Origin of the sequence: Polynucleobacter sp. MWH-Spelu-300-X4 (assembly GCF_018687515.1) — a bacterium.
Taxonomy (GTDB): domain Bacteria; phylum Pseudomonadota; class Gammaproteobacteria; order Burkholderiales; family Burkholderiaceae; genus Polynucleobacter.
In genome coordinates this window covers 1,650,298-1,672,769 of record NZ_CP061294.1, presented here as the reverse complement: position 1 = coordinate 1,672,769, position 22,472 = coordinate 1,650,298, and the positions used below count along the sequence as shown (strand labels likewise).

Annotated in this window: 24 protein-coding genes and 1 tRNA gene; 5 read left to right on the top strand and 20 right to left on the bottom strand. The window is 42.5% G+C overall.

The annotated features are described in order from the left end of the window. Positions 1–12: 12 nt before the first annotated feature. Entirely contained in the window at positions 13–276 is a 264-nt protein-coding gene (locus ICV01_RS08455; protein WP_215287433.1) for a YfhL family 4Fe-4S dicluster ferredoxin, read from the top strand. Here the strand turns inward: ICV01_RS08455 and pth are convergent. From pth to ICV01_RS08425, 6 genes are all read right to left on the bottom strand, one after another. Continuing rightward, the gene (pth, locus tag ICV01_RS08450; RefSeq protein WP_215287432.1) at positions 273–863 is read right to left on the bottom strand and encodes an aminoacyl-tRNA hydrolase; all 591 of its coding nucleotides are present in this window, start codon (positions 861–863) and stop codon (positions 273–275) included. The two genes, ICV01_RS08455 and pth, sit on opposite strands and share 4 nt — an antisense overlap. A 77-nt stretch (positions 864–940) precedes the next feature. Further along, positions 941–1,567 carry a 50S ribosomal protein L25/general stress protein Ctc gene (locus tag ICV01_RS08445; RefSeq protein WP_215287431.1) on the bottom strand — a complete coding sequence of 209 codons (627 nt, stop codon included), beginning with the start codon at positions 1,565–1,567 and terminating at the stop codon, positions 941–943. 99 nt (positions 1,568–1,666) lie between these two features. After that, complete coding sequence (locus ICV01_RS08440) at positions 1,667–2,623, bottom strand: ribose-phosphate pyrophosphokinase (RefSeq protein WP_215289190.1); 957 nt, start codon at positions 2,621–2,623, stop codon at positions 1,667–1,669. 59 nt (positions 2,624–2,682) lie between these two features. Then, a tRNA-Gln gene (locus tag ICV01_RS08435) sits at positions 2,683–2,759 on the bottom strand. Between the two features lie 13 nt (positions 2,760–2,772). Next, on the bottom strand, positions 2,773–3,633 hold the full coding sequence (gene ispE, locus ICV01_RS08430) for a 4-(cytidine 5'-diphospho)-2-C-methyl-D-erythritol kinase (protein WP_215287429.1): 861 nt from the start codon (positions 3,631–3,633) through the stop codon (positions 2,773–2,775). Next, the gene (locus ICV01_RS08425) at positions 3,626–5,083 is read right to left on the bottom strand and encodes a lipoprotein insertase outer membrane protein LolB (protein WP_215287427.1); all 1,458 of its coding nucleotides are present in this window, start codon (positions 5,081–5,083) and stop codon (positions 3,626–3,628) included. The genes ispE and ICV01_RS08425 overlap by 8 nt, the downstream gene beginning before the upstream one ends. A 35-nt stretch (positions 5,084–5,118) precedes the next feature. Here ICV01_RS08425 and mutM point away from each other — a divergent pair, with 35 nt between their 5' ends. Next, positions 5,119–5,955: a bifunctional DNA-formamidopyrimidine glycosylase/DNA-(apurinic or apyrimidinic site) lyase gene (gene mutM, locus ICV01_RS08420; protein WP_215287426.1), complete on the top strand. Its 837-nt coding sequence runs from the start codon at positions 5,119–5,121 to the stop codon at positions 5,953–5,955. Continuing rightward, complete coding sequence (mutY, locus tag ICV01_RS08415; protein WP_215287424.1) at positions 5,940–7,004, top strand: A/G-specific adenine glycosylase; 1,065 nt, start codon at positions 5,940–5,942, stop codon at positions 7,002–7,004. The genes mutM and mutY overlap by 16 nt, the downstream gene beginning before the upstream one ends. On the opposite strand, the gene rapZ is transcribed toward mutY, so the two are convergent. The 11 genes from rapZ to uvrA all read right to left on the bottom strand — a co-directional run bounded on the left by rapZ (position 6,964) and on the right by uvrA (position 17,455). Next, entirely contained in the window at positions 6,964–7,854 is an 891-nt protein-coding gene (gene rapZ, locus ICV01_RS08410) for an RNase adapter RapZ (RefSeq protein WP_215287423.1), read from the bottom strand. The genes mutY and rapZ overlap by 41 nt on opposite strands. Before the next feature lie 2 nt (positions 7,855–7,856). Further along, a complete protein-coding gene (gene hprK / locus ICV01_RS08405) occupies positions 7,857–8,840 on the bottom strand; it encodes an HPr(Ser) kinase/phosphatase (RefSeq protein ID WP_215287421.1) in 984 nt (327 codons plus the stop codon). Between the two features lies 1 nt (position 8,841). Continuing rightward, positions 8,842–9,297 carry a PTS sugar transporter subunit IIA gene (locus tag ICV01_RS08400; RefSeq protein WP_215287420.1) on the bottom strand — a complete coding sequence of 152 codons (456 nt, stop codon included), beginning with the start codon at positions 9,295–9,297 and terminating at the stop codon, positions 8,842–8,844. A gap of 38 nt (positions 9,298–9,335) precedes the next feature. Beyond that, positions 9,336–9,662, bottom strand: coding sequence for a ribosome hibernation-promoting factor, HPF/YfiA family (gene hpf / locus ICV01_RS08395; protein ID WP_215287419.1), 327 nt, complete (start codon positions 9,660–9,662; stop codon positions 9,336–9,338). 14 nt (positions 9,663–9,676) lie between these two features. Then, on the bottom strand, positions 9,677–11,050 hold the full coding sequence (gene rpoN, locus ICV01_RS08390; protein ID WP_215287418.1) for an RNA polymerase factor sigma-54: 1,374 nt from the start codon (positions 11,048–11,050) through the stop codon (positions 9,677–9,679). 65 nt (positions 11,051–11,115) lie between these two features. Then, a complete protein-coding gene (gene lptB / locus ICV01_RS08385) occupies positions 11,116–11,856 on the bottom strand; it encodes an LPS export ABC transporter ATP-binding protein (RefSeq protein ID WP_215287417.1) in 741 nt (246 codons plus the stop codon). Then, entirely contained in the window at positions 11,853–12,392 is a 540-nt protein-coding gene (gene lptA / locus ICV01_RS08380; protein ID WP_215287416.1) for a lipopolysaccharide transport periplasmic protein LptA, read from the bottom strand. The genes lptB and lptA overlap by 4 nt, the downstream gene beginning before the upstream one ends. After that, positions 12,393–12,971 carry an LPS export ABC transporter periplasmic protein LptC gene (gene lptC, locus ICV01_RS08375; protein ID WP_215287415.1) on the bottom strand — a complete coding sequence of 193 codons (579 nt, stop codon included), beginning with the start codon at positions 12,969–12,971 and terminating at the stop codon, positions 12,393–12,395. It abuts the gene before it with no gap. Between the two features lie 33 nt (positions 12,972–13,004). After that, on the bottom strand, positions 13,005–13,574 hold the full coding sequence (locus tag ICV01_RS08370) for an HAD family hydrolase (protein ID WP_215287413.1): 570 nt from the start codon (positions 13,572–13,574) through the stop codon (positions 13,005–13,007). Further along, entirely contained in the window at positions 13,574–14,575 is a 1,002-nt protein-coding gene (locus tag ICV01_RS08365; protein ID WP_215287411.1) for an SIS domain-containing protein, read from the bottom strand. Before ICV01_RS08365 ends, ICV01_RS08370 begins: the two co-directional genes overlap by 1 nt. A gap of 24 nt (positions 14,576–14,599) precedes the next feature. Continuing rightward, positions 14,600–17,455, bottom strand: coding sequence for an excinuclease ABC subunit UvrA (uvrA, locus tag ICV01_RS08360; protein WP_215287409.1), 2,856 nt, complete (start codon positions 17,453–17,455; stop codon positions 14,600–14,602). Between the two features lie 39 nt (positions 17,456–17,494). On the opposite strand from uvrA, the gene ICV01_RS08355 reads away from it, so the two are divergent. Together ICV01_RS08355 and ssb are read left to right on the top strand one after the other, a co-directional pair. Beyond that, the gene (locus ICV01_RS08355) at positions 17,495–18,658 is read left to right on the top strand and encodes an MFS transporter (protein ID WP_215287407.1); all 1,164 of its coding nucleotides are present in this window, start codon (positions 17,495–17,497) and stop codon (positions 18,656–18,658) included. Between the two features lie 60 nt (positions 18,659–18,718). Continuing rightward, positions 18,719–19,168: a single-stranded DNA-binding protein gene (gene ssb / locus ICV01_RS08350; RefSeq protein ID WP_215287405.1), complete on the top strand. Its 450-nt coding sequence runs from the start codon at positions 18,719–18,721 to the stop codon at positions 19,166–19,168. Between the two features lie 14 nt (positions 19,169–19,182). Here the strand turns inward: ssb and queF are convergent, their stop codons facing one another. From queF to ilvA, 3 genes are read right to left on the bottom strand one after another with little or no spacing between them, the layout of a single operon-like run. Further along, positions 19,183–20,016 (bottom strand): NADPH-dependent 7-cyano-7-deazaguanine reductase QueF, encoded by an 834-nt coding sequence (gene queF, locus ICV01_RS08345; RefSeq protein WP_215287402.1) that lies wholly within the window; start codon positions 20,014–20,016, stop codon positions 19,183–19,185. Between the two features lies 1 nt (position 20,017). After that, positions 20,018–20,923, bottom strand: coding sequence for a 5'-nucleotidase (locus tag ICV01_RS08340; RefSeq protein WP_215287401.1), 906 nt, complete (start codon positions 20,921–20,923; stop codon positions 20,018–20,020). A 2-nt stretch (positions 20,924–20,925) separates the two neighbouring features. Then, complete coding sequence (gene ilvA, locus ICV01_RS08335; RefSeq protein ID WP_215287400.1) at positions 20,926–22,446, bottom strand: threonine ammonia-lyase, biosynthetic; 1,521 nt, start codon at positions 22,444–22,446, stop codon at positions 20,926–20,928. Positions 22,447–22,472: the final 26 nt, after the last annotated feature.

Below are 22,472 nucleotides of genomic sequence, written 5' to 3'. Positions count from 1 at the left end.
TTGAGAAGATAAATGGCATTAATGATTACCGATGAATGCATCAATTGTGATGTGTGCGAGCCAGAGTGCCCTAATGACGCCATTTCAATGGGACTGGCAATTTATGAGATAGATGCTCATAAATGCACGGAGTGTGTTGGTCACTATGATGTGCCTCAGTGCAGAGAAGTTTGTCCGGTTGACTGTATCCCGCTTAATCCTGAGTATGTGGAAAGCCAAGATCAGCTAATGGCTAAGTACCATCAGCTAACTAATAAAAAAATAAAAATTTCTTAAGTGTTGCTGTGTAGGGCCATCGTTGCGCCGGGCATATCACCAGCAATAATTTTTGGCATATTGCTTAAGAAGCAAGAAATCGCGCGATCAATATCAATTTGTTCTTCTAGGCGCGGTTTTTTTAATACATAGTCCGCCACATCTAGATTCTTTTTTTCGCTTTCAGCATCACGTGGGTGGCCAATGCCAAGTCGAAGGCGCCAATAATCATTCGTACTCAAATGTGCGCTGATATCTTTCAAGCCATTGTGGCCACCTAGACCACCAGCCCATTTCAACCTTGCCACGCCAGGTTTTAAATCAAGCTCATCATGAACGACGAGCATTTCTTTAGCGGTAATCTTATGAAACCTACAAACAGCAGCAACGGCTTGTCCACTTCTATTCATAAAGGTATTAGGTTTGACTAACCAGGCGTCTATTCCGCCAAGTTTGATTTTGGCGACTTGAGCAAAGAATTTAGGTTCTTCTTGCCACTGACCGCCATATAGTCGAGCAAGCTCATCCACTAGCCAAAATCCCGCGTTGTGGCGATCCTTTTCATGTTTGGTGCCTGGGTTACCTAGGCCAACAATTAACTTAAACATACCGATACTTTAGACTAAGTTTGGGTTCGAAAAAAAACCCGCTAGAAAGCGGGTTTTTCATAAGCATTAAAAAAGACTTATTTCTTTTCTTCTTTAGGAGCTTCGGCCGCTGGTGCTGCTTCTGCAGTAGGTTCAGCTTTAACAGCTGGAACACGTGCATTAGCAACCACTGGGTTTTCATGTTCAAGATGCGGTACCAAAGAAAGACCTTTTGGTAATGAGATATCTTTAACGTGAACAGAGTGACCCACTTCAATCTTGCTCAAGTCAACTTGAATGAACTCTGGCAAGTCTGAAGGTAAGCAGCTCACTTCGATTTCTGTAGCAATGTGGCTAACAATCGCGCCACCTAATTTAACTGCAGGCGCTATTTCAGCATTTACAAAGTGCAAAGGCACTTTTACGTGAATCTTTTGGTTAGCGTCAACGCGTTGGAAGTCGATGTGCAATACCAACGGTTTAAAAGGGTGCATTTGATAGTCACGTAGCAAAGCTTTTTGGCTTTTACCAGCAACTTCAATATCTAGAATAGATGAGTGGAATGCCTCTTTGCGTAAAGCATGGAAAAGGGCATTGTGATCTAATTCAATAGCTTGAGGGGTTTCATTTCCACCATAGATAATGCCAGGCGTTTTACCGGCATTGCGCAGGCGGCGGCTCGCACCCGTTCCCTGTACGCTACGTTCGTAAGCGACAACTTTCATGTGAACTCCAAATAGTTAAATAAACAAAGGCTTTTCCACTCGCGACCAAGCGGAAAAGCCCTCTATTCTAGCTTAAAAAAGCGATTCTTTAGGATTTTCTTAAGAATCGGCAAATAGTGACATCACTGAGTCACCGGTACTGATTCGAGAAAGGGTCTCGGCAAGCAATGGAGCAGTTGATAACACTCTGATTTTATTAAGTTTTTTTGCTTCATCGTTTAATGGAATGGTGTCAGTAACCACCACTTCATCAAGTGCTGATTCAGCAATACGACCAACGGCACCACCTGATAGCACAGGGTGGGTACAGTAAGCTACAACGCTTTTTGCGCCCCTCTCTTTGAGTACTTGAGCTGCTTTACAGAGCGTGCCGCCCGTATCAATCATGTCGTCCATGATCACGCAGTGGCGACCATCAACCTCACCAATGACATGCATGACTTCTGATACGTTAGCTTTTGGTCTGCGTTTATCAATAATGGCCAAGTCACAGCCTAATTGCTTAGCTAGGGCTCGTGCGCGAACTACGCCACCAACGTCTGGGGATACTACCAAAAGGTCAGGACCTTTTTTAGACTGGAGATCGCTTAAAAGAATAGGGGACGCGTAAATGTTATCTACAGGGATATCAAAGAATCCTTGAATTTGATCCGCATGGAGATCCATGGTTAGCACGCGATCAACACCGGCTACTTGTTGGAGCATGTTTGCAACCAATCTAGCGGAGATCGCCACACGGGCAGATCTTGGTCTGCGGTCTTGTCTTGCGTAACCAAAGTAAGGGATCACTGCCGTGATTCGTCCTGCAGATGCTCGCTTTAGGGCATCTACCATGATCATAAGTTCCATGAGGTTGTCATTGGCAGGTGCACAGGTTGATTGAAGCACAACAACATGCTTACCCCTAACGTTTTCCTGAATTTCAACCTGAATTTCTCCGTCGGAGAATCGACCTACTTCTGCTTTACCAAGTGGCAGTTTGAGATGATCCGCCACCGCTTTTGCTAAAGCTGGGTTAGCGTTGCCAGTAAAAACCATCATGGTTTCATGTTGCATGGGGCCTCGTGTCATGTTGTGTATTTGATGAGTAGTTGGATTATGCGACATCTGAGTGTTGGCAGGGGAAGAAGGATTCGAACCTTCGCATGCCGGAATCAAAATCCGGTGCCTTAACCAGCTTGGCGACTCCCCTCTCGCATCTACTCCTATGAAATTGGATTGTAAGACGGATGGCTATTAAGCCCCCGAACAACAAAACCTTTCCATCTTTGAGGTAGTTGATTTAGTAATTCCTTAGCTAAATTAGCCTCTACTGTAGCAAATACGCTACTGCCAGAGCCTGACATGCGCGGATTCGATTGAGGAACCCGCTGTTTTAGCCAAGTAATTGCTTCCGCAACTTCCTGATATTTCTGAGTAACCACACTTTCACAATCGTTGGAACCGAATTGATCGATGTGTGCTGACCCAATGAAGTCTGACATTGTAACGGCTGGGTGGTTTCTAGTCAAATTAGGTGATTTAAAGACATCAATGGTTGGGATATTTACCCCAGGATAAATAAGGAGGAGCTGTGTTTGGGGCAAGTTAACGGGGTGGAGTATTTCTCCAATACCCTCGGCGAATGCACTTTGACCAAATAGGAAGAATGGGACGTCTGCACCCAACTCAAGTCCTAATGTCATTAAATCAGCTCGCGTTAGTTGGGTATCCCAAAGTTCATTAAGCCCCCATAAAACACTAGCCGCATCTGAGGAGCCTCCCCCTAAACCAGCGCCCATAGGAATATTTTTTTGTAATTTAATAGTGCAGCCTAGGTTTGTTTTTGTTGTTTTTTGAAGTAGGCGAGCTGCTTTTACGACTAAATCTTCCTCAGGGGGAATATTGGCGGGGCCATCAATTCGGTTAATTTCAGGGCTTGGGGAGCTTGTGAGCGTAATTTCATCAGTCAAGCTAATTAACTGAAAAACAGTTTGAAGCAAATGATAGCCATCATTCCTTTGGCCAACAATATGGAGGAATCGGTTAATTTTTGCTGGGGCAGAAACTGTAATTTTTTTAGTCATCGATAGTTTCAAAAATTAAACGTATTTCAATCGCACCCATGCTTGAGTCGCGTTTTAATTCCATTTTTTTCAATTGATTTTTATCGCTCCATCCAAATGTCATAACCCAACTGTCTTGGATCATTTTTTTTGTGCGATTTAATTCATCGCGCTCTATGCTCGCAGGTGCGCCTACTCTAGCCTCCCCGTTTAGCCATTTGGATAGACCACGCGCCGGTAATGGCAGGCCTAGATAATTTTGTAATAATGAATCTGCATCGACTGATTCAAAAACTTTATCACCAGATTCTAGTTTTGCATTAGATGCACTAATGGTTATTTTTGCCAAGGCGCCGCCTAGTGGATTTCTGATGTCGAGAATATCGATTTGGTTTTCATGGGTTAGCGTAAAGGCGCCGCTGCCCCCTTTTGAATCATTTGAGTTGCCAATCTTGATGGCAAATCGACCGTCCCATAATTGTGGGGCTTTAGTTGTACTAATTGCAGGAACCCTATCTGGCCATAGGCGCTTTAAAGTTTCTTTTAGGGTTTTATTGTTGGCATCAATTAATTCAGATTGACGCCATATGTTTTCAGCCTCAGTTTTTTTGTTAGAAGCCCATAATACTTCCCCTAGATGCGCCCCGATTTCAGCTTCGGGTTTACCTTGAAATGCTCGTTGTAATTGCTCGCTTGCTTGTTGTTTGTTACCTAATTTGTAGTTGGCCCAAGCTAAGCTATCAAGAATGTAGGCATCTTCAGGGTCAATTTTGTGGGCCTTATCTAGTAAAGCGATGGCTTCTTTAAGATGAATACCCCTATCCGCAAAGGAATAACCTAAGGCATTCAAAGCATTTTTATCATTAGGTTTTTTGATCAGTATTTTTCGCAGTGTTTTTTCCATATCTTCAAATTGGCCACCTTTTTCTGCTGCCAATGAAAATGTGTAGAGTAATTCCGCATCGCTAATTTGTGCGATGGAAGGTTTAAGAATCTGGAAAAAAGCTTTTAGGGCTGCATCTTCATCTAATGCTTTAGCTAGTAGAGGGCGCCATAAGTTAATTTGTTTTTCTTTTTTCGCCGGAGATATTTTTTGAAGTATCTCTGTTGCCGGTTTGACTGTTTCGGTCCAACGTTGATTAATCATCAGCAAAGTCACTAAAACTTCTTTTGCTTCTCCTTTTTGACTAAGCTCATCCCATAGTTTTGCCGCATCTAATGCTAGTTCTGGGGCATTACCTGCAATAGCAATTTCCATGGCTCTTTGCGCTAACTGAGGATCTTGCGAGTTTCTTGCTAAGCTAAAGTAGGTTTGATAAGCCAAGGCTGCTTCACCTCTTTGGAGGCCGATCTCTGAAGCTAGTATCTGGAACATTTGTTCGGCAGATAAGTCATTGCGAGTGTTGGCCCAGCCATTTACGCTAATTAGAAGCAATAGACCGCTTATCAAAACATTAATTTTTTTCTTCATGAGCACATTCTAATCTCACAGCCTACAATCTAGGTATGCCAGAATTGCCAGAAGTTGAAGTTACCAAGCAAGGTATCGAACCCCATATTCAGGGTAAAAAAGTGACCGCCGTACGAATTTATGATGGACGGTTACGTTGGCCTGTCCCCAAGAATTTAGAAAAAGTTCTATTAGGTCAAAAATTACATCAAATAAAGAGACGCGGAAAATATTTACTTTTAAGATTTGATGAGGGGCATCTGATTATTCACTTAGGTATGACGGGTGTTTTGAGAATCATGTCCGCTTCTGATGAATTGAAAAAACACGATAGAGTGGAAATTCAGTTTGGCAAAAAGTTTTTAAGATTGCATGACCCTAGGAAATTTGGAGCGGTTTTGTGGTCAAGTGATGAGGATGGTGAAATTGATCATCATCCTTTGTTGCTTAAATTAGGCGTTGAGCCATTTTCGGATGACTTTAATGAGTTGAATGCCGGAAAACATTTATATGACCATTCTCGTAAGCGATCTGTATCTATTAAGCAATGGCTTTTATCTGGCCAAGCGGTAGTTGGTGTGGGCAACATCTACTGTTCAGAAAGTCTTTTTGATTCAGGTATTCATCCAGAGATGGCAGCAGGCCGGTTGTCATCGTCACGCGCTGAAATGTTAGCTGCTTCTGTTCGGAAAATATTAAATAAAGCGATTAAGGCAGGCGGTAGCAGTTTGAAAGATTTTGTTAATAGCGATGGTGAGCCAGGCCACTTTATGTTGCAAACAAAAGTTTATGGTCGAGCTGGTTTGCCTTGCGTTGTTTGTAAAGCGCCGATTAAGCAAATTGTTCAAGGACAGAGATCTACTTATTTCTGCTCAATATGCCAAAAGAAATAAAAAAAAATGCATTGGATAAAAATTTTGCCAAATACTTAATTGCTTGGCAGAAGAAAGATGGACGGCATCATTTGCCTTGGCAAATCAATCGAACTGCTTATCGTGTTTGGTTGTCTGAGATTATGTTGCAGCAAACTCAAGTTAGTACAGTCCTCATTAGATACCAGGAATTTTTGAAACGCTTTCCTGATTTGCGCTCATTAGCTATGGCTACAGTTGATGATGTTCTCTCGGAGTGGAGTGGCATGGGTTACTACACGAGAGCTAGAAATCTTCATAAGTGCGCGAGAGTTGTCATGAGTGAGCATGATGGTATTTTTCCAAGTGATCCAGTGGCTTTGGAAAAGTTACCAGGAATTGGTCGATCTACAGCTGCTGCAATTGCTGTTTTTTCTTATGGGCAACGTGCTGCAATTCTTGATGGAAATGTTAAAAGAGTTTTGGCGAGAGTTTGGGGTATTGAGGCAGATTTAAGTAAGTCGGCAGAAACAAAAAAATTATGGACGCACGCTGAAACTTTATTACCTAAAAAGCCGGATGATTTAGTTGCTTATACGCAAGGCCTTATGGATTTTGGGGCGACATTTTGTACGCAGTATGGGCCTCTTTGTTTAAGTGAGAAAAGTCCAAAATGTCCTTTTAATAAAGACTGTGTAGCTAAGGCACTTGGCAAGATTGAGCAAATTCCATTAAAGGTAAAAAAAGTTAAGGTCATTCGTCTTGATATGAACTGGTGGATTGCCATTCAGAAAAATAAAGTTTTGCTAGAGAAGAGGCCGAATCAAGGAATTTGGGCAGGGATGTGGTCTTTCCCTGAAAAATTTAATGATGTCTTGACTAAGAAGGGCCAGCCGATGCAGAAGGTTAGCCATGTTCTAACGCATAGACGCTTAACCATTCAGCCCATGATGCTCGATTTAAATAAGCAGAAGGTTGTTATAGAACCTAATCAACAATGGTTTGTTTTTGAAGATGCTCTAGCTTTAGGTGTGCCTAAGCCAGTTAGAACTATTTTGTTGAATTTGATTCAAGTTCGCGATGGCGTTTAAGTAGATGTAATTCACCACCCCCACTTGTTTGTACGCGTTTTTCAAAATAATCAAAAAGACAATTGGATAAATAAACAGATCTGTGTTGACCGCCTGTGCAACCAATCGCAATTGTTAAGTAGCTTCTTCTATCCGCTTGATACTTGGGCAACCATGTTTCTATAAAGCGGCGAATATCATCACCCATGGCCTGAACATCCGAATGCTCTCTCAGAAAATTGGCGACTTCTGGATCATTTCCAGTGAGTGGGCGTAGTTGAGGATCATAGTGTGGATTAGGCAGGCATCGCACATCAAAGACTAAATCAGCATCGCGGGGAACGCCATGTTTAAAACCAAATGATTCAAATAGAATCGTGAGGCCAGGTCGCTCATCTTTTAATAGATCTTGTATCCAAGATCTGAGTGTGTGCGCTTTGATATGGCTTGTGTCGATGTTGTGAGCGGTCTCTGCCAATTCTGATAAAAGCTCGCGCTCTTTTTCGATGGCATCAATCAAGGCTACTTGCGGTGTACGCGTATCGTTAGATTGGGAAAGTGGATGCCGTCTTCTTGTTTCCGAATAGCGCTGCACTAAAGTTTCTGTGTTGGCATTTAAAAACAAAATGCGTACGTCATGATTTCTATTGAGCTTATCAATGACATCAGGTAGCTCTTTAATAGAGTGACCGCGTCTGGCATCAACCGCAATTGCTAATTTTTCGCGACCTTGTTTACTTAATGATTCGGCTAGATCATGAATGAAGCTGACGGGTAAATTATCAACACAATCATACCCAGCGTCTTCTAGTGCATTAAGCGCAACTGATTTTCCTGAGCCAGAAATGCCAGTAATGATAAAAATGCGCATGATTAGATTAGGCGACCTTGATTTTTATTAGGTTCGTCAGCGCTCATTAACTTTCTTTGGCGCTCCATGAACTCTTTAAGAGTATCAATGCCGCGCAACTGCAAAATAGTATTGCGTACCGCAGCTTCTACTAGAACCGCTAAGTTTCGGCCTGCCGCAACTTGAATCTTTACACTTCTAATCGGAATGCCTAAAACGTCGATAGATTGGCCTTCGATTGGTAGGCGCTCAAACTCACCATCAGTTCTACGAACCAGTTGAACGATGAGTCTTAATTTCATGCGTCTACGAACAGCAGTTTCGCCAAAAATAGTTCGAATATCTAATAGGCCTAGGCCACGTACTTCAAGCAAATCTCTTAGTATGGGCGGGCAGCGACCTTCAATGTAATCAGGCCCTAAGCGTGCAAAGTCGACGGCATCATCAGCCACTAAACCATGACCCCTAGAGATAAGTTCTAAGCCTAATTCACTTTTACCTAGCCCTGAGTCACCAGTAATCAAAACCCCCATACCTAAAATATCCATAAATACGCCATGCATGGTTAAGCGTGGCGCACCTATTTTTGTTAGATAAGAGCGCAGGTGGTCAATAACCGTTGCTGCTGAGATGGCTGATTTAAATAAAGGTGTGGAAGATCTTTGGCAGTAAAGAATAATGTCATCATGCGGGTCGCAACCATCGGCTACGATGAGACAGGGTGGTTTTAGGGAGATGAGCCCCGCTAGCTGACGTTTTCTATTCTCAGGATCTAATTTCTCGTAATAGTTCACTTCTGGAATGCCAAAAACTTGCATTCTGTCTGGGTGAATTAAATTTAAGTGGCCTACCAAGTCGGAAGATGATGAGGCAAGCTTAACTGCTTCAGGGTCAAAATTTTTGTCAGCGCCTTCCAGTCCCGCAATCCAACTTAACTTCAATTCAGATGAGTTATCGTCAAATAACGATTGGGCTGTTACACCCGCTAAATTTAGAGGCTGGGTCATATTATTTTTTCCAGGCTGTCAGCAATTGATGAATGTTCTCTAGTTTGGTTTCCGTAAATAGTAACTCTTTTGTACGTGTATCAGATAGAACCTGAGCTACTTGTGACAATATTTCAAGATGACTTTGTGTTGCTTGTTCTGGAACTAACATTAAAACTAATACTCTGACAGGAATGCCGTCAGGGGATTTGAAATCAATGCCATTTTTTAAACGAATAAATCCTAAATGAGCCTCAGATAAGTTTTTGACGCGGCCGTGTGGGATGGCAATCCCGCTACCAAGGCCTGTTGAACCTAAATTCTCTCTATCTTGCAGGCATGAGCGTACTAGTTCTGAAGAAAGCCCATAAAGGCCTTCGAATAACTTGCCTGCAAATTGAAAAAGTTCTTCTTGTGAAGATACGTCAATATCTAAAACGATATTGTTGGGGGTAATTAGTTGGGTCAAGGCATTCATGTGTGCAGTGCATTATAAGAGTGCCTTGACCAATTTAATCAAGTGTTTTTAATAGTTTGATGGTGATGGGCTTGAACTTTTTCCTTATGTTTCAGAACTTGCCTGTCTAATTTATCAACCACCATGTCCATCGCATGGTACATATCGCTATGATGAGCCTCGGCAAAAAGATCTTTCCCCTTTAGATGTAGGGTGATTTCAGCGTGATTGTGAAGATCCTTCTCTTTTTCATTATTAATTGACAGAATGACCGAAACTGAAATTACTTGGTCGAAATGGAGCGAAATGCGCGACAGCTTATTTTCCAAATGTGAGCGCATAGCGGGGGTTATTTCTACGTGATGACTGCTAATTTTTAGATTCATGCTTTGCTCCAATATTATTTTCTACGCAAATGAACTGCAGGGATGCGTAGAGATTCCCTGTATTTAGCAATTGTTCTTCTGGCAATTACAAACCCTTTGGTCGCAAGTAAATCTACGATTTGTGTGTCTGAGAGAGGTTTGTTGGCATCTTCTTCGTCAACTAATTGTTTTATGACCGCTCTGATGGCTGTTGATGAGACTGATCCGCCAGTATCTGTACTGACTTGGCTGCCAAAGAAGTACTTAAATTCATAAGTACCTAAGGGTGTGGCCATATATTTTTGAGTGGTGACTCTTGAAATAGTGGATTCATGCAGATTCAAGGTATCTGCAATTTCTCGTAAAACCAATGGCCTCATGGCGATTTCACCATGATTGAAGAAATTTTGTTGTCTATCCACGATAGCTTTAGCTACTTTTAATATGGTTTCGCTTCTTTGTAGCACATTTTTAACAAGCCATCTAGCCTCTTGTAGTTTTTGGGCTAGGTTATCTCCACCTTCTCTATTTTTATTATTTTTAATAACCTTTGCATACTCCTCATGGATGCTAATTTTGGGTTGTGCATCGGGGTTGGGTATGACTTGCCATCCGTGAGTAGTTTTTTTGACGATCACATCGGGGATGAGGGTGGTCTCTGTGCCTTGTTCAAACTCTGCAGCGGGGTTATGTTTTAAATTTTTAATGGCTACCACTGCTGCATTGAGCTCAGCATCTGAAGCTTTTAGTATTTTTTTAAGTCGAACCCAGTCCCTGCTAGCTAATAAATCAATATGGTCACTACATATCTTGTGGGCATACGCCCAAACTTTCTCTAATTTATCTTTTTCAGGTAGGGCCTCTAGTTGGAGCTTGAGGCATTCGCCTAGGTCTCTCGCTCCAACGCCAGGAGGCTCTAGGTGTTGCAGTCTAGCAAGCGCTCTAGTTAATTGTTCTTTTGGAGAGCCATCTTCTAGATCAATCTCATCAGAGATTTCTTCGGCCAATTCATCTAGCGTTATTGGTAGGAGGCCTTTCTCATCCAAGTTACCCGCTAAAAGGCCTACCAAGCTCTTTTCTACGTTGGATAAACGCATGACCCTAATTTGGTCGATGAGATGATCTAGGAGGCTTTGTGGCGCTGATAACCTCGTAAATCGGTCGTCATCTTCATCCCAATCCGAATTACTCTTGATTGAATTGGTGCTGCGGTGAGACAGCTGAATGATTGGTTCGGTAGCAGCTCGATCCATTGGGGGCTCATATTCAATGAGGGGGTTTGTTTCTGCGGCTTGAATGAGTTCTTGCTCTAGCTCAAGGGCTGATAGCTGCAGAAGCTTAATCGACTGCTGTAGTTGTGGTGTAAGAGCTAGGTTCTGTGAAAACCTTAGGTTGAGACTTGCTTTCATTATTAAGTCATTTTAGCCTCGACAATGAAAGGATTGGTATGAAAATTGCTTAAATATTTTTAAGGCTACATCTTGAAATTTTCACCAAGGTAAACTTTTCTAACTGCCTCGTTATCAATAATGCTTTCAGGTTCACCAGCAGCCAGCACAGTTCCATCGCTAATGATGTAGGCGTGATCACAAATTCCCAATGTTTCACGAACATTATGATCAGTAATTAAAACGCCGATTTGACGATCTTTCAAAAATCTAACAATTCTCTGAATTTCACCAACAGCAATTGGGTCTACCCCAGCAAATGGCTCATCTAGCAAAATAAATTTAGGTTGTGATGCTAGGGCTCTAGCAATTTCAACGCGTCGTCTTTCTCCACCAGATAATGACATGGCTGGATTTTTTCTCAAGTGCCCGATTTGTAATTCTTGTAGTAGCTGCTCTAAGCGGTTCTGAATTTCTTGTTTTGAAAGAGCTTGACCATCGACTTCTTGTAATTCCAAAACGGCTTGAATATTTTCTTCAACATTGAGTTTTCTAAAAACAGAAGCTTCTTGAGGTAAATAAGATAGACCGAGTTTGGCTCTTTCATGAATCGGGAGATGGCTAATTTCTTGGCCATTTAAATTAATTTCACCGCCATCAAGAGGGACTAAACCAACAATCATATAAAAAGAGGTGGTTTTGCCAGCGCCGTTAGGACCTAGCAAACCAACCACTTCGCCACTCTTAACCTCTAACCCTACATTTTTAACAACGGTACGTGTGCCGTACCGTTTTTGAAGGCCTGATGCTGATAATGTAGATGTCATCGTTGAGTATTTCCTTGATTGTCTTTTCTGCGTGGTGACAGCATGGACTTTACTGCTTCAGTGGAGATGGCGCGATATTTTTCACTAACGCCGTCATAGTGAATTTTATCGCCATGAATATCATCCGCTATTCTGGTACCAATTAATTGATTCATTTGGGCATTGCCTGTGAGTATGGCTGTTTCGGTTTTCGCATCATATTCAATTTGATCACCAAAACCTTGAATATATTCATCAACACCGGTATCTCGTTTTTGTTTTAGGTTGGCAGGTGCACCTGGTTTTGAAAGAACCGTGGCAAATTGGTAACCTTCTGGATCAACTTTAACGGTTGCTTTTTCGCCTTTAATAATAAGAGTGCCTTTAATTAGAAGCACATTATTCTCTAAAACATAAATTTGTCTGACGTCGTCGAAAGATGCTTTTTCTGAACTGAGAGAAATTGGTTTGTCTTTATCAGCGCGTTCAGCAAATGTTGGTATTGAGAGCGTGCTTAGAAAAATTAATGCAGAACTGATAAAAAAAGATCTCAACATTTAGTAACCTTTTTTTGTGTTTGATTCAATGCGACCGCGTACTTTGCCAACCATGGTTAGTTGTTGGTGAACATTATCAAAGACAGCGCCTTCTTCTGAAGACATGATTGATAAACCTTGTTCTAGAGTGACAGGTAAATTGGTTTTGACAATATCTTCATTAAGGAGGATGGTGAAGCTAGCAGAGCTCATGAATAAGCGTGCACTGCCTGAGTCTGATGCGCTAGCGGGTTGAGCGGGCCTTGTTAATGTCGCATTACCATTTAAATTTAGGATAGACATTTCACCATTCATTAGGCCTATGTCTGCTTTTACGGTTGTTGGCGGTTTTGTTGGGTGAAATCTTCTTGCAAGAGGATTAGTTAAAGTTGAGCTTGAGTCATCTTCGTAGTGAGTGAGTTTTGTGCCAACGATTCTATATTTTGTTTCCCCTGAGGGACCTAGGGTTGTGATTGTTACTTCATCCAATGTGTAATCCGGCACATGTTTTTTGGATTTATTTGGAAGATTATCAGGTGTGCCTAATTGGACCATCCAATAAGTACCAAGCGTCAATATGCCCATTAAAGCTATAGGCATAAATTTGAGAATGGTGCTTAAGTAATTCATTTTTTAAAGCGCTTCTTGCAATAGACGATCGTAATGACCTTGCGCTTTTAGAATTAAATCGCATAGCTCTCGCACAGCACCTGCCCCACCAGTTCGGTGAGTAATGTAGTGCACACGTTTTTTGACTTCTTCGTGACCTTGTGCAGGACAAGCGGAGAAGTGAACTTTGGGTAGTATCGCCAAGTCTGGCCAATCATCACCCATTGCAGCGCAGTCCGATAAAGATAACCCTGTTTCTTTGAGCAGAGAAGTGAGCGCATCTAATTTATTCGCAACACCCATTTGTACATGTTTGATGCCTAATTCTTTTGCTCGGCCTTCAACCATACCTGAGCTTCTGCCAGTAATGATGGCAACAATCACGCCAACTGATTGCAGTAACTTAATGCCATGACCATCTAAGCTATCAAAACATTTAAGCGCTTCTTTGCCGTCATGACCAACTAGTAGGCCGCCATTCGTTAGAACGCCATCCACATCTAAAACAAGTAGTTTGATATGTTCAGCTCTCTCTAGTGCTTGTGGGTGATTGGTTAATGAGTTTGTAACCATTTCTCCGAAAACTTTAGTCATTAAATTACCTGTGCAGCAAAAAGATCATGAAGATTGAGGGCGCCAATTAAACGGCCATTGGCGTCTGCTACCACTAATTGATTAATTCGATGGCGTTCCATCATTTCCACCGCTTCTGCAGCTAATACATCCGGGGATATGGTGCGAGGGTTGGGTGTCATAGCATCTTTGAGCGACGTGTTTTGGAATTGATTATTTTTTTCAATTAAGCGGCGCAAGTCACCGTCTGTAAATATGCCAACAACTTTTTCATTGTTATCAACGATGACTGTCATGCCCATGCGTTTAGCGGTAATTTCCAATAGAGCATCTGTGATGCTTGCATCCAAGTTTGTTCTAGGAGATTCTTCACCGCTACGCATCACGTCGCGAACATGCGTTAATAATTTTCTGCCAAGACTGCCGCCTGGATGAGACCTTGCAAAATCTTCAGGCCTAAATCCTTGGGCATCAAGTAACGCCACTGCCAGCGCATCGCCCATTGCTAGCGCGGCAGTAGTACTAGCTGTTGGGGCAAGGTTTAGCGGGCAGGCTTCTTTTTCAACACCTACATTGATGTGAGCATCTGCCAGCTCGGCTAATGATGATGAGGGGTTGCCTGTGAGAGCGATTAATTTAGCGCCAGTTCTTTTGATAATTGGAACAATCGCTGTTAATTCGCTGGTTTCACCAGAGTTTGAGAAGGCAACAAATACATCGTGCTGAGTCACCATTCCTAAATCACCATGACTTGCTTCCGCTGGGTGTACAAAGAAGGCTGGCGAGCCTGTTGAAGCAAAGGTAGCCGCCACCTTCTTGCCAATGTGGCCAGATTTACCAATGCCGGAGACAACAATTCGCCCTTTACAGCCAAGTAATAGCTCAATGGCGTGAGCAAATTGCTCAGCATTTTTATTAGCTAGATTCTTTTTTAGATTGAGAATGGCATCGCCTTCAATCTGAAGAGTTTCTTGAGCTAATTCGATGGCTCTTTGGTTTTGTTGGGTAGTTAAATTTGCCATAAGTAAGAGTATAGGTCTTTGGCCTTATTTCAATAAGGGAGCAAGATATTTGCCAGTGTAGCTTTTTGCAACTTTTGCAACAGCTTCTGGGGTTCCAGTGGCTATTATTTCGCCACCTCCGCCGCCTCCTTCTGGGCCTAAATCAATAATCCAGTCTGCAGTTTTAATAACATCTAAATTATGTTCAATGATGATGATTGTATTCCCGTGCTTTTTAAGCGTGTGAATAACTTTTAACAATAATTGGATGTCATGGAAATGAAGCCCGGTTGTTGGTTCATCAAGAATGTATAGTGTTCTACCGGTATCTCGTTTTGAAAGCTCTAAAGAAAGTTTGACTCGTTGTGCTTCGCCGCCTGAAAGGGTGGTTGCACTTTGACCAAGCTTGACATAGCCAAGACCAACATCTAGAAGTGTTTTTAGTTTTCTCTTAACTGTGGGAACCGCTTCAAAGAAATCATGAGCTTGTTCAATTGTCATTGATAGAACTTCATGGATATTCTTACCCTTGTATCGAATATCTAGGGTTTCACGGTTATATCGTTTTCCATGGCAAACATCGCACGGAACATAAACGTCAGGGAGAAAGTGCATTTCCACTTTTAGGACGCCATCACCTTCACAAGTTTCACAGCGGCCACCTCTAACGTTAAAGGAGAAGCGACCAGCTTCATAGCCTCTTTCTCTAGAAGCTGGGACTCCAGCAAATAATTCACGGATAGGGGTGAAGAGTCCTGTATACGTTGCTGGGTTTGAGCGTGGTGTTCTTCCGATGGGCGATTGATCAACGTTAATGACTTTATCGAAGTGCTCTAGCCCTTGAATTTCTTTATGTGCTGCAGGTTCTGCGTTTGAACCGTATAAGTGTTGGGCAACGGCGTGATGAAGCGTGTCGTTAATTAAGGTTGATTTACCTGAACCAGATACACCTGTGACACAAGTTAATAAGCCTAGTGGTATTTCAATATCCACATTTTTTAGGTTGTTGCCTGTGGCGCCAATAATTTTTAAATGCTTTTCGCCTGGTGTTAATCGGTTCTTGGGTACTTCAATGCCTTCTTTGCCGGATAGGTAGGCGCCAGTTAAAGATGTTGGGTGATTTTGAATTTGCTTTGGAGTTCCCTCTGCAATAATTTTGCCGCCATGTTCGCCAGCACCAGGTCCGATATCGATAACGTAATCTGATGCTCTGATCATATCTTCATCATGCTCCACTACGAGAACTGAATTACCTAAGTCGCGTAAATGTTTGAGTGTGCCGATAAGGCGATCATTGTCTCTTTGATGAAGCCCAATAGATGGTTCATCTAATACATACATCACACCGGTTAAGCCAGAGCCAATTTGTGAGGCTAGTCTAATACGTTGAGCCTCTCCACCGGAAAGCGTGTCAGCACTGCGGTCTAGTGATAAATAATCTAAGCCCACATCATTTAGAAAGCTGAGCCTTGAGCTAATTTCAGCAATAATTTTTCCGGCGATATCTTTTTTATTACCCTTTAGTTCAAGCGTTTTGAAGTAATTAAGGGCAGCGCCTAAGGGCAGATTGCTGACTTCGTAAATGGCTCTAGCTTGAGCGCCATCGCCTACTTTAACGTTGCGAGCTTCGGTTTTTAATCGAGTGCCTTCGCAAGATGGGCAAGGCTTGTTGTTTTGATATTTAGCAAGCTCTTCTCTGACTGTCATAGAGTCAGTTTCTTTATAGCGACGCTGGAAGTTGGCAACGATACCTTCGAAGCTGTGTTCTCGAATAATGGTTTTGCCTTTTTCATTGAGGTATTCAAATGGGATTTCTTGATCCCCTGATCCATACAAAATCAAATCTTGAACTTTTTTGGGTAAATTTTCGAAAGGGGTTTCTAAGTCGAACTTGGCATGTTTTGCCAAGTTTTGTAATAGCCTGAAGTAAAACTGATTTCTTCTATCCCATCCTTTGATAGCGCCGGATGCTAAAGATAGTTCTGGATGGGCCACTACTCTTTTAGGATCAAAAAAGCTAATTTGACCTAAGCCATCACAGCTTGGGCAAGCACCCATAGGGTTGTTGAATGAAAATAATCGCGGCTCTAATTCTTGAAGTGAGTATGAGCAGACAGGACAAGAGAATTTGCTAGAGAAAAGCTGTTCCTTCCCCGTGTCCATTTCAAGCGCAATGGCTCTGCCATCTGCTAGTCTAAGCGCTGTTTCAAACGATTCAGCAAGGCGTTGTTGAATATCTGCTTTAACTTTGATGCGGTCTACGACAACATCAATTGAATGTTTTTCATTTTTCTTTAATTTGGGCAGCGAGTCCACTTCGTAGATTTTCGCGTCAGCATGTTGAGCCGTACCGCCGCCAGATTTAATTCTGAAACGGACAAAGCCTTGGGCTTGTAAACCTTCAAATAAATCAATATGTTCGCCTTTTCGCTCGCTGACTACAGGCGCCAAAATCATTAATTTTGTCTCTTCTGGCTGCGCCATCACCGCATCAACCATTTGTGAGACGCTTTGGGCGGCTAAGGGCAAGTGGTGGTCTGGGCAATGCGGGGTACCGGCTCTGGCGAATAAGAGACGTAAGTAATCATGAATTTCCGTTACTGTGCCAACAGTCGATCTAGGGTTGTGGCTAGTGGCTTTTTGCTCAATGGAAATTGCAGGCGATAACCCTTCAATAGAGTCAACATCTGGTTTTTCCATGAGTTGTAGGAATTGGCGGGCGTAAGCGGAAAGTGATTCCACATAACGGCGCTGCCCTTCAGCATAAAGAGTATCAAAGGCTAAAGAGCTTTTCCCAGACCCTGATAGCCCAGTAATGACGACTAACTGGTCTCTAGGAATGTCTAGATTAATATTTTTCAAGTTGTGGGTGCGTGCACCCCTAATTTTTATCGTATCCATGATTTTTCTTTGTTTAACCAGTTAATATAGCTCTTCTTTATGGAAAGATCAGAACTTCGCGCAGCCTTAGCGTTATCAGGCATCTTTGCTCTACGTATGTTGGGGCTATTTTTAATCCTGCCAGTATTTAGCATGCACGCTAAATCCTTGCCTGGAGGGGATCAGGCGACCTTGGTTGGCTTGGCTCTAGGTATTTATGGCATGGTTCAGGCTTGTTTACACATCCCATTGGGGATGTTGTCGGATAAGTATGGGCGACGTCCAGTCGTAGCCGTTGGCTTGGTTCTTTTTGTATTGGGAGCTTTAATTGCCGCTAGTCACGATGAATTGGCTTGGATTACGGTTGGTCGGGCTATCCAAGGTGCAGGGGCTATTTCTGCCGCTATTACGGCTTGGTTAGCTGATTTAACCAGGGAGGAAACTCGAACAAGGTCTATGGCCATGGTTGGAGGAAGTATTGCCCTTACTTTCGCCTTGTCATTGGTGATTGCTGCACCTTTACATGAATTAATTGGCTTGAATGGGATGTTTTATTTAATGGCGCTGTTGGGCTTGGGCGCTATTTTGATAGCGCTTTTCGTTGTTCCTGGTCAAGAGGTGGCAGCTAAGTCTCCATTTACAGCTAAGTTCTCAGAGATTTTTTTCAATAAAGATTTATTAAGACTCAATGTGGGTGTTCTCATTTTGCATGCGGCGCAGGTGGCGTTATTTATGACTTTGCCTGGCTTGTTAGTTAGAGCTGATTTGCCGTTGAATGCTCATTGGCGTTTGTACTTGCCGGCAGTATTGATTTCTTTTGTTTTTATGGGACTCATCATTATGGTGAGTGAGCGTCGCAAAAAAATGAAACCTGCTTTTATCTTTGGGATTATGGCGATGTTAGTGGCCCAATTGATGATGGCAAATTCAGTAACGCTCTTGATGCTTGCCACGGCAGTTCTTATTTATTTCGTGGGCTTTAATATCTTAGAAGCCATGCAGCCTTCTTTGGTCTCACGTTGGGCTAGTCATGCAAAAGGAACCGCTTTAGGTATTTACAACACCACTCAATCAACAGGGCTTTTTTTGGGCGGTGTTTTAGGTGGTTGGATCCTTCAAACAAAGGGTGAGGCAGCAGTTTTTTACGCATGTTCTGGAGCAATTTTTATGTGGCTTATAATCAGTTTTGGAATGCGTGAGTTGCCGCCTAAAACAAATTCTTAGACGTTTAAAACTCATATTTCATTCTTAATCGGAACAACAAATTTTCTTCGGGAGACAAAAATGGCATCGGTAAATAAAGTAATTATTGTGGGTAATGTTGGCCGTGATCCAGAGACTCGTCGTTTACCAAGTGGCGACGCAGTAACTAACATTTCTATTGCAACTACAGATAGATACAGAGATAAGCAATCAGGCGAAATGCGTGAAAATACAGAGTGGCATCGCGTTGCTTTTTTTGGAAAAGTTGCTGAAATTGCAGAAAAATATTTGAAAAAAGGATCTCAGGTTTATGTAGAGGGTCGTTTGCGTACTCGCAAATGGACAGATCAAAGCGGTCAAGAAAAATACTCTACAGAAATCGTTGCTGAAACTATGCAAATGTTGGGTGGTAAAGCCCCTGGGTCTTCTGATATGGGTGGTGGCGGTGCTTCTTCTTCTGCTATGCCTCAGTCAAGGCCAAGTGCAGCACCAAGCAATATCAGCGATATCGACGACGATATTCCGTTCTAAATAAATTTAATTAATTATTGACGCGAGTGGCGAGTGTTATCTGGCCACGAAGCGTTGTAATCAGTTCTAAAAGGATTGATATCAATGCCGCCTCTGCGGGTGTATCGAGCATAAACCGATAACTTAGTAGGGCGGCATATTTTTTTGATATCTACAAAGATTTTTTCTACGCAGTGCTCGTGAAATTCCTGATGCTCTCTAAATGCAATTAAATAACGTAAAAGACCTTCTTCGTTAATTTCAGGGCCAACATAATTGATTTGTACGCTCGCCCAGTCTGGTTGACCAGTTACAGGACAGTTGGAGCGTAGCAGATGTGTCACCAAACATTCATTGACCGGCGGCTGAGAAAAGTCAGCACTTAATAAATCGGCGTTTGGTTTTTCGCTTGGATTAATTTCAACATCCAAACGATCCAGTAGCTTGCCTTCAAGCTCTTTCATGCCTGCGTTTGTTACATCTTCGGGTTTTGTAATTTTTACGCTAACAGTGGCGCCTGCTACTGCCGATAGGTCACTAGTGAGAGTCTTAATAAGATCCTCTTCAGAATTAAACGAATGGTTGTTAATACTATTGAGGTATAGCTTCCATGATTTAGATTCAATAATGTTGGGCGAGTTTGCTGGAACAATAAAAGTGGCAATCCCAATTTGAGGCTTACCTTTGCTATTAAGCCAACTAAGCTCATAGGCATTCCAAATATCAACACCGAAGAAAGGTTGAGCGTTAGGCTCGATACCCAAGCTTAATCGATTGGGTATTCTGCTAATTGGAAATAAAACTTCAGGACTATATTTGTTGGGATTGTCCGAATTTTTTCCTAGTGGCGCCTGTTCTAAGTGATTCATATTATTTGGGTTGGTTCGCTACACCTGATAAAACTTGTCCTGTGGGGGCTACATCGGCAGCCAGTTCGCAATGGCCGGTTTGATCATCAAAGAAAAAGTCAGGTTCAAATTCTTTCAGAAAATCTTTTTTAGGTAGGCCGCCTAGAAACATGGCTTCATCTACGGCAATACCCCAAGCCATCAGAGTTCTAATGGCTCTTTCATGTGCTGGAGCTGATCGGGCAGTCACTAAGGCAGTTCTTATTTTCATTTCATTGCTAGCTGAGACAGATTGCAGTCTATGTAAAGCCTCTAGCAATGGTTTGAAGGGGCCTGGCGGTAGAGGCGTCTCAACTTTATTGCTTTCATGTGCGACGAAAGCATCAAGGCCCTCACTTTGAAAAACTTGTTCTGCTTCATCGGAAAAAAGAACAGCATCACCGTCAAAAGCAATTCTGATTTCATTCGGGTGCGACTCTGCCAATTGTCTGCTTTGCGGAAATACCATTGCTGCAGGAAAGCCTGCTGCTAGAGTGGCGCGCACATCATCGTCATTCGCTGAAAGAAATAGGTTCGCTTGTAATGATTTGAGATAGTGATAGGGAGGTCGGCCTCTTGTAAAGACACCTCTTTCAATCGCTAAATGATTGCTTTTTGCTGAACGAAATACTCTGAGGCCGCTGACAGGGTCATTCCTAGAGAGAATTACGACTTCAACATTTTGTTCAGATTTGGTATTAAAGCGGAGTAATTTTTTCACTAGAGGATAAGCAACGCCAGGCTTGGCTGGTGAGTCAAGCCGATCTAGTTGGAGTTGCATATAGGCGCTGTCATCGCTAGCTTCAAAAAGCTGATTCTCTTCTTCAAAATCAAATAGTGCTCTTGAAGAGATAGCGACAACAAGTTTGCCTTCCAGTGAAAAAGCCATATTTAAGCCAAGAACAGTTTGTAAGCAGGGTTGTTGCTTTCTTCCCAATGAGGGTAGCCTAAGTTACCTAAGAATTTTTTAAGTTCTTTTTTATCGCTTGGAGGTACTTGTATGCCTACCAAAATTCTTCCATAGTCAGCACCATGGTTACGGTAGTGGAAGAGGCTGATGTTCCAGTTGGGCGCCATGCTCGTTAAAAATCGCATAAGAGCGCCTGGTTTTTCTGGAAACTCAAAGCGATATAGCAATTCATCTTTAGCTAATTGTGATCGTCCCCCAACCATATGCCTTAAATGAGACTTAGCTAGCTCATCATGAGTGAGGTCAATCGTGTCAAATCCAGATTTTTTAAAAGATTTGGCAATTTGAGTGCTATCACTAGCTTTTTGTGTAGAAATACCAACAAAAATATGGGCTTTTGAGGCGTCCGCAATACGGTAATTAAATTCAGTTACGTTACGCTCACCTAAAAGTTCGCAAAAGCGTCTGAATGAGCCGCGTTCTTCTGGAATGGTGACTGCAAAGACTGCCTCTCTAGCTTCTCCAACTTCAGCTCTTTCTGCTACGAATCTAAGTCGATTGAAATTAATATTGGCACCACAGGCTACCGCGATCAAGGTTTGATCTTTACATTTTTCACGTTCGACATATGCTTTTAGGCCAGCAAGCGCTAATGCTCCAGCCGGCTCCAAAATACTTCTGGTGTCGGTAAAAACATCGTTGATGGCTGCGCAAATTGCATCGGTATCGACGGTAATGATTTCATCGACAACTTCTTGGCATAGACGGAAAGTCTCTTTCCCCACCATTTTCACAGCAGTGCCATCTGAGAAAAGTCCGACTTCTTTTAGCTCCACTCGACGCCCTGCTTCTAGGGATTTTTTCATGGCGTCAGAGTCAATGGTTTGTACGCCAATAACTTTTATGTCTGGACGTACAGATTTGATGTAAGCGCCCACTCCTGATATTAGGCCTCCCCCTCCAATTGCGAGGAAAATGGCTTTAATTGGATCTTGATGTTGTTGCAAAATTTCCATGGCAATAGTGCCTTGGCCTGCAATCACATCCGGATCATCAAATGGATGAACAAACGTTAATTTATGCTTCTTTTCAAGAGATAAAGCATGTTGATAGGCATCGCTATAAGATTCCCCATGCAGAACAATCTCTACGGATTTGCCGCCGCGATCACGTACCGCGTCAATTTTGAGTTGCGGCGTTGTGGTCGGCATCACAATGATGGCTCTGCAACCTAATTTAGCTGCAGATAAGGCGACGCCTTGCGCATGGTTACCGGCTGACGCTGCAATAACGCCTCGTTTGAGCTCAATAGCGCTCAAATGAGCCATTTTGTTATAGGCGCCACGTAACTTAAATGAGAAAACTGGCTGGTTATCTTCTCTTTTAAGTAGAACTTTGTTGTTAAGGCGGGATGAGAGGTGCGGTGCTACATGTAGTTCGCTTTCGCGCGCCACATCATAGACCTTCGCAGTTAGAATTTTTCTTAAATAATCTTTTGGCATTCTGTGAGCGTATCACGGCAAGGACA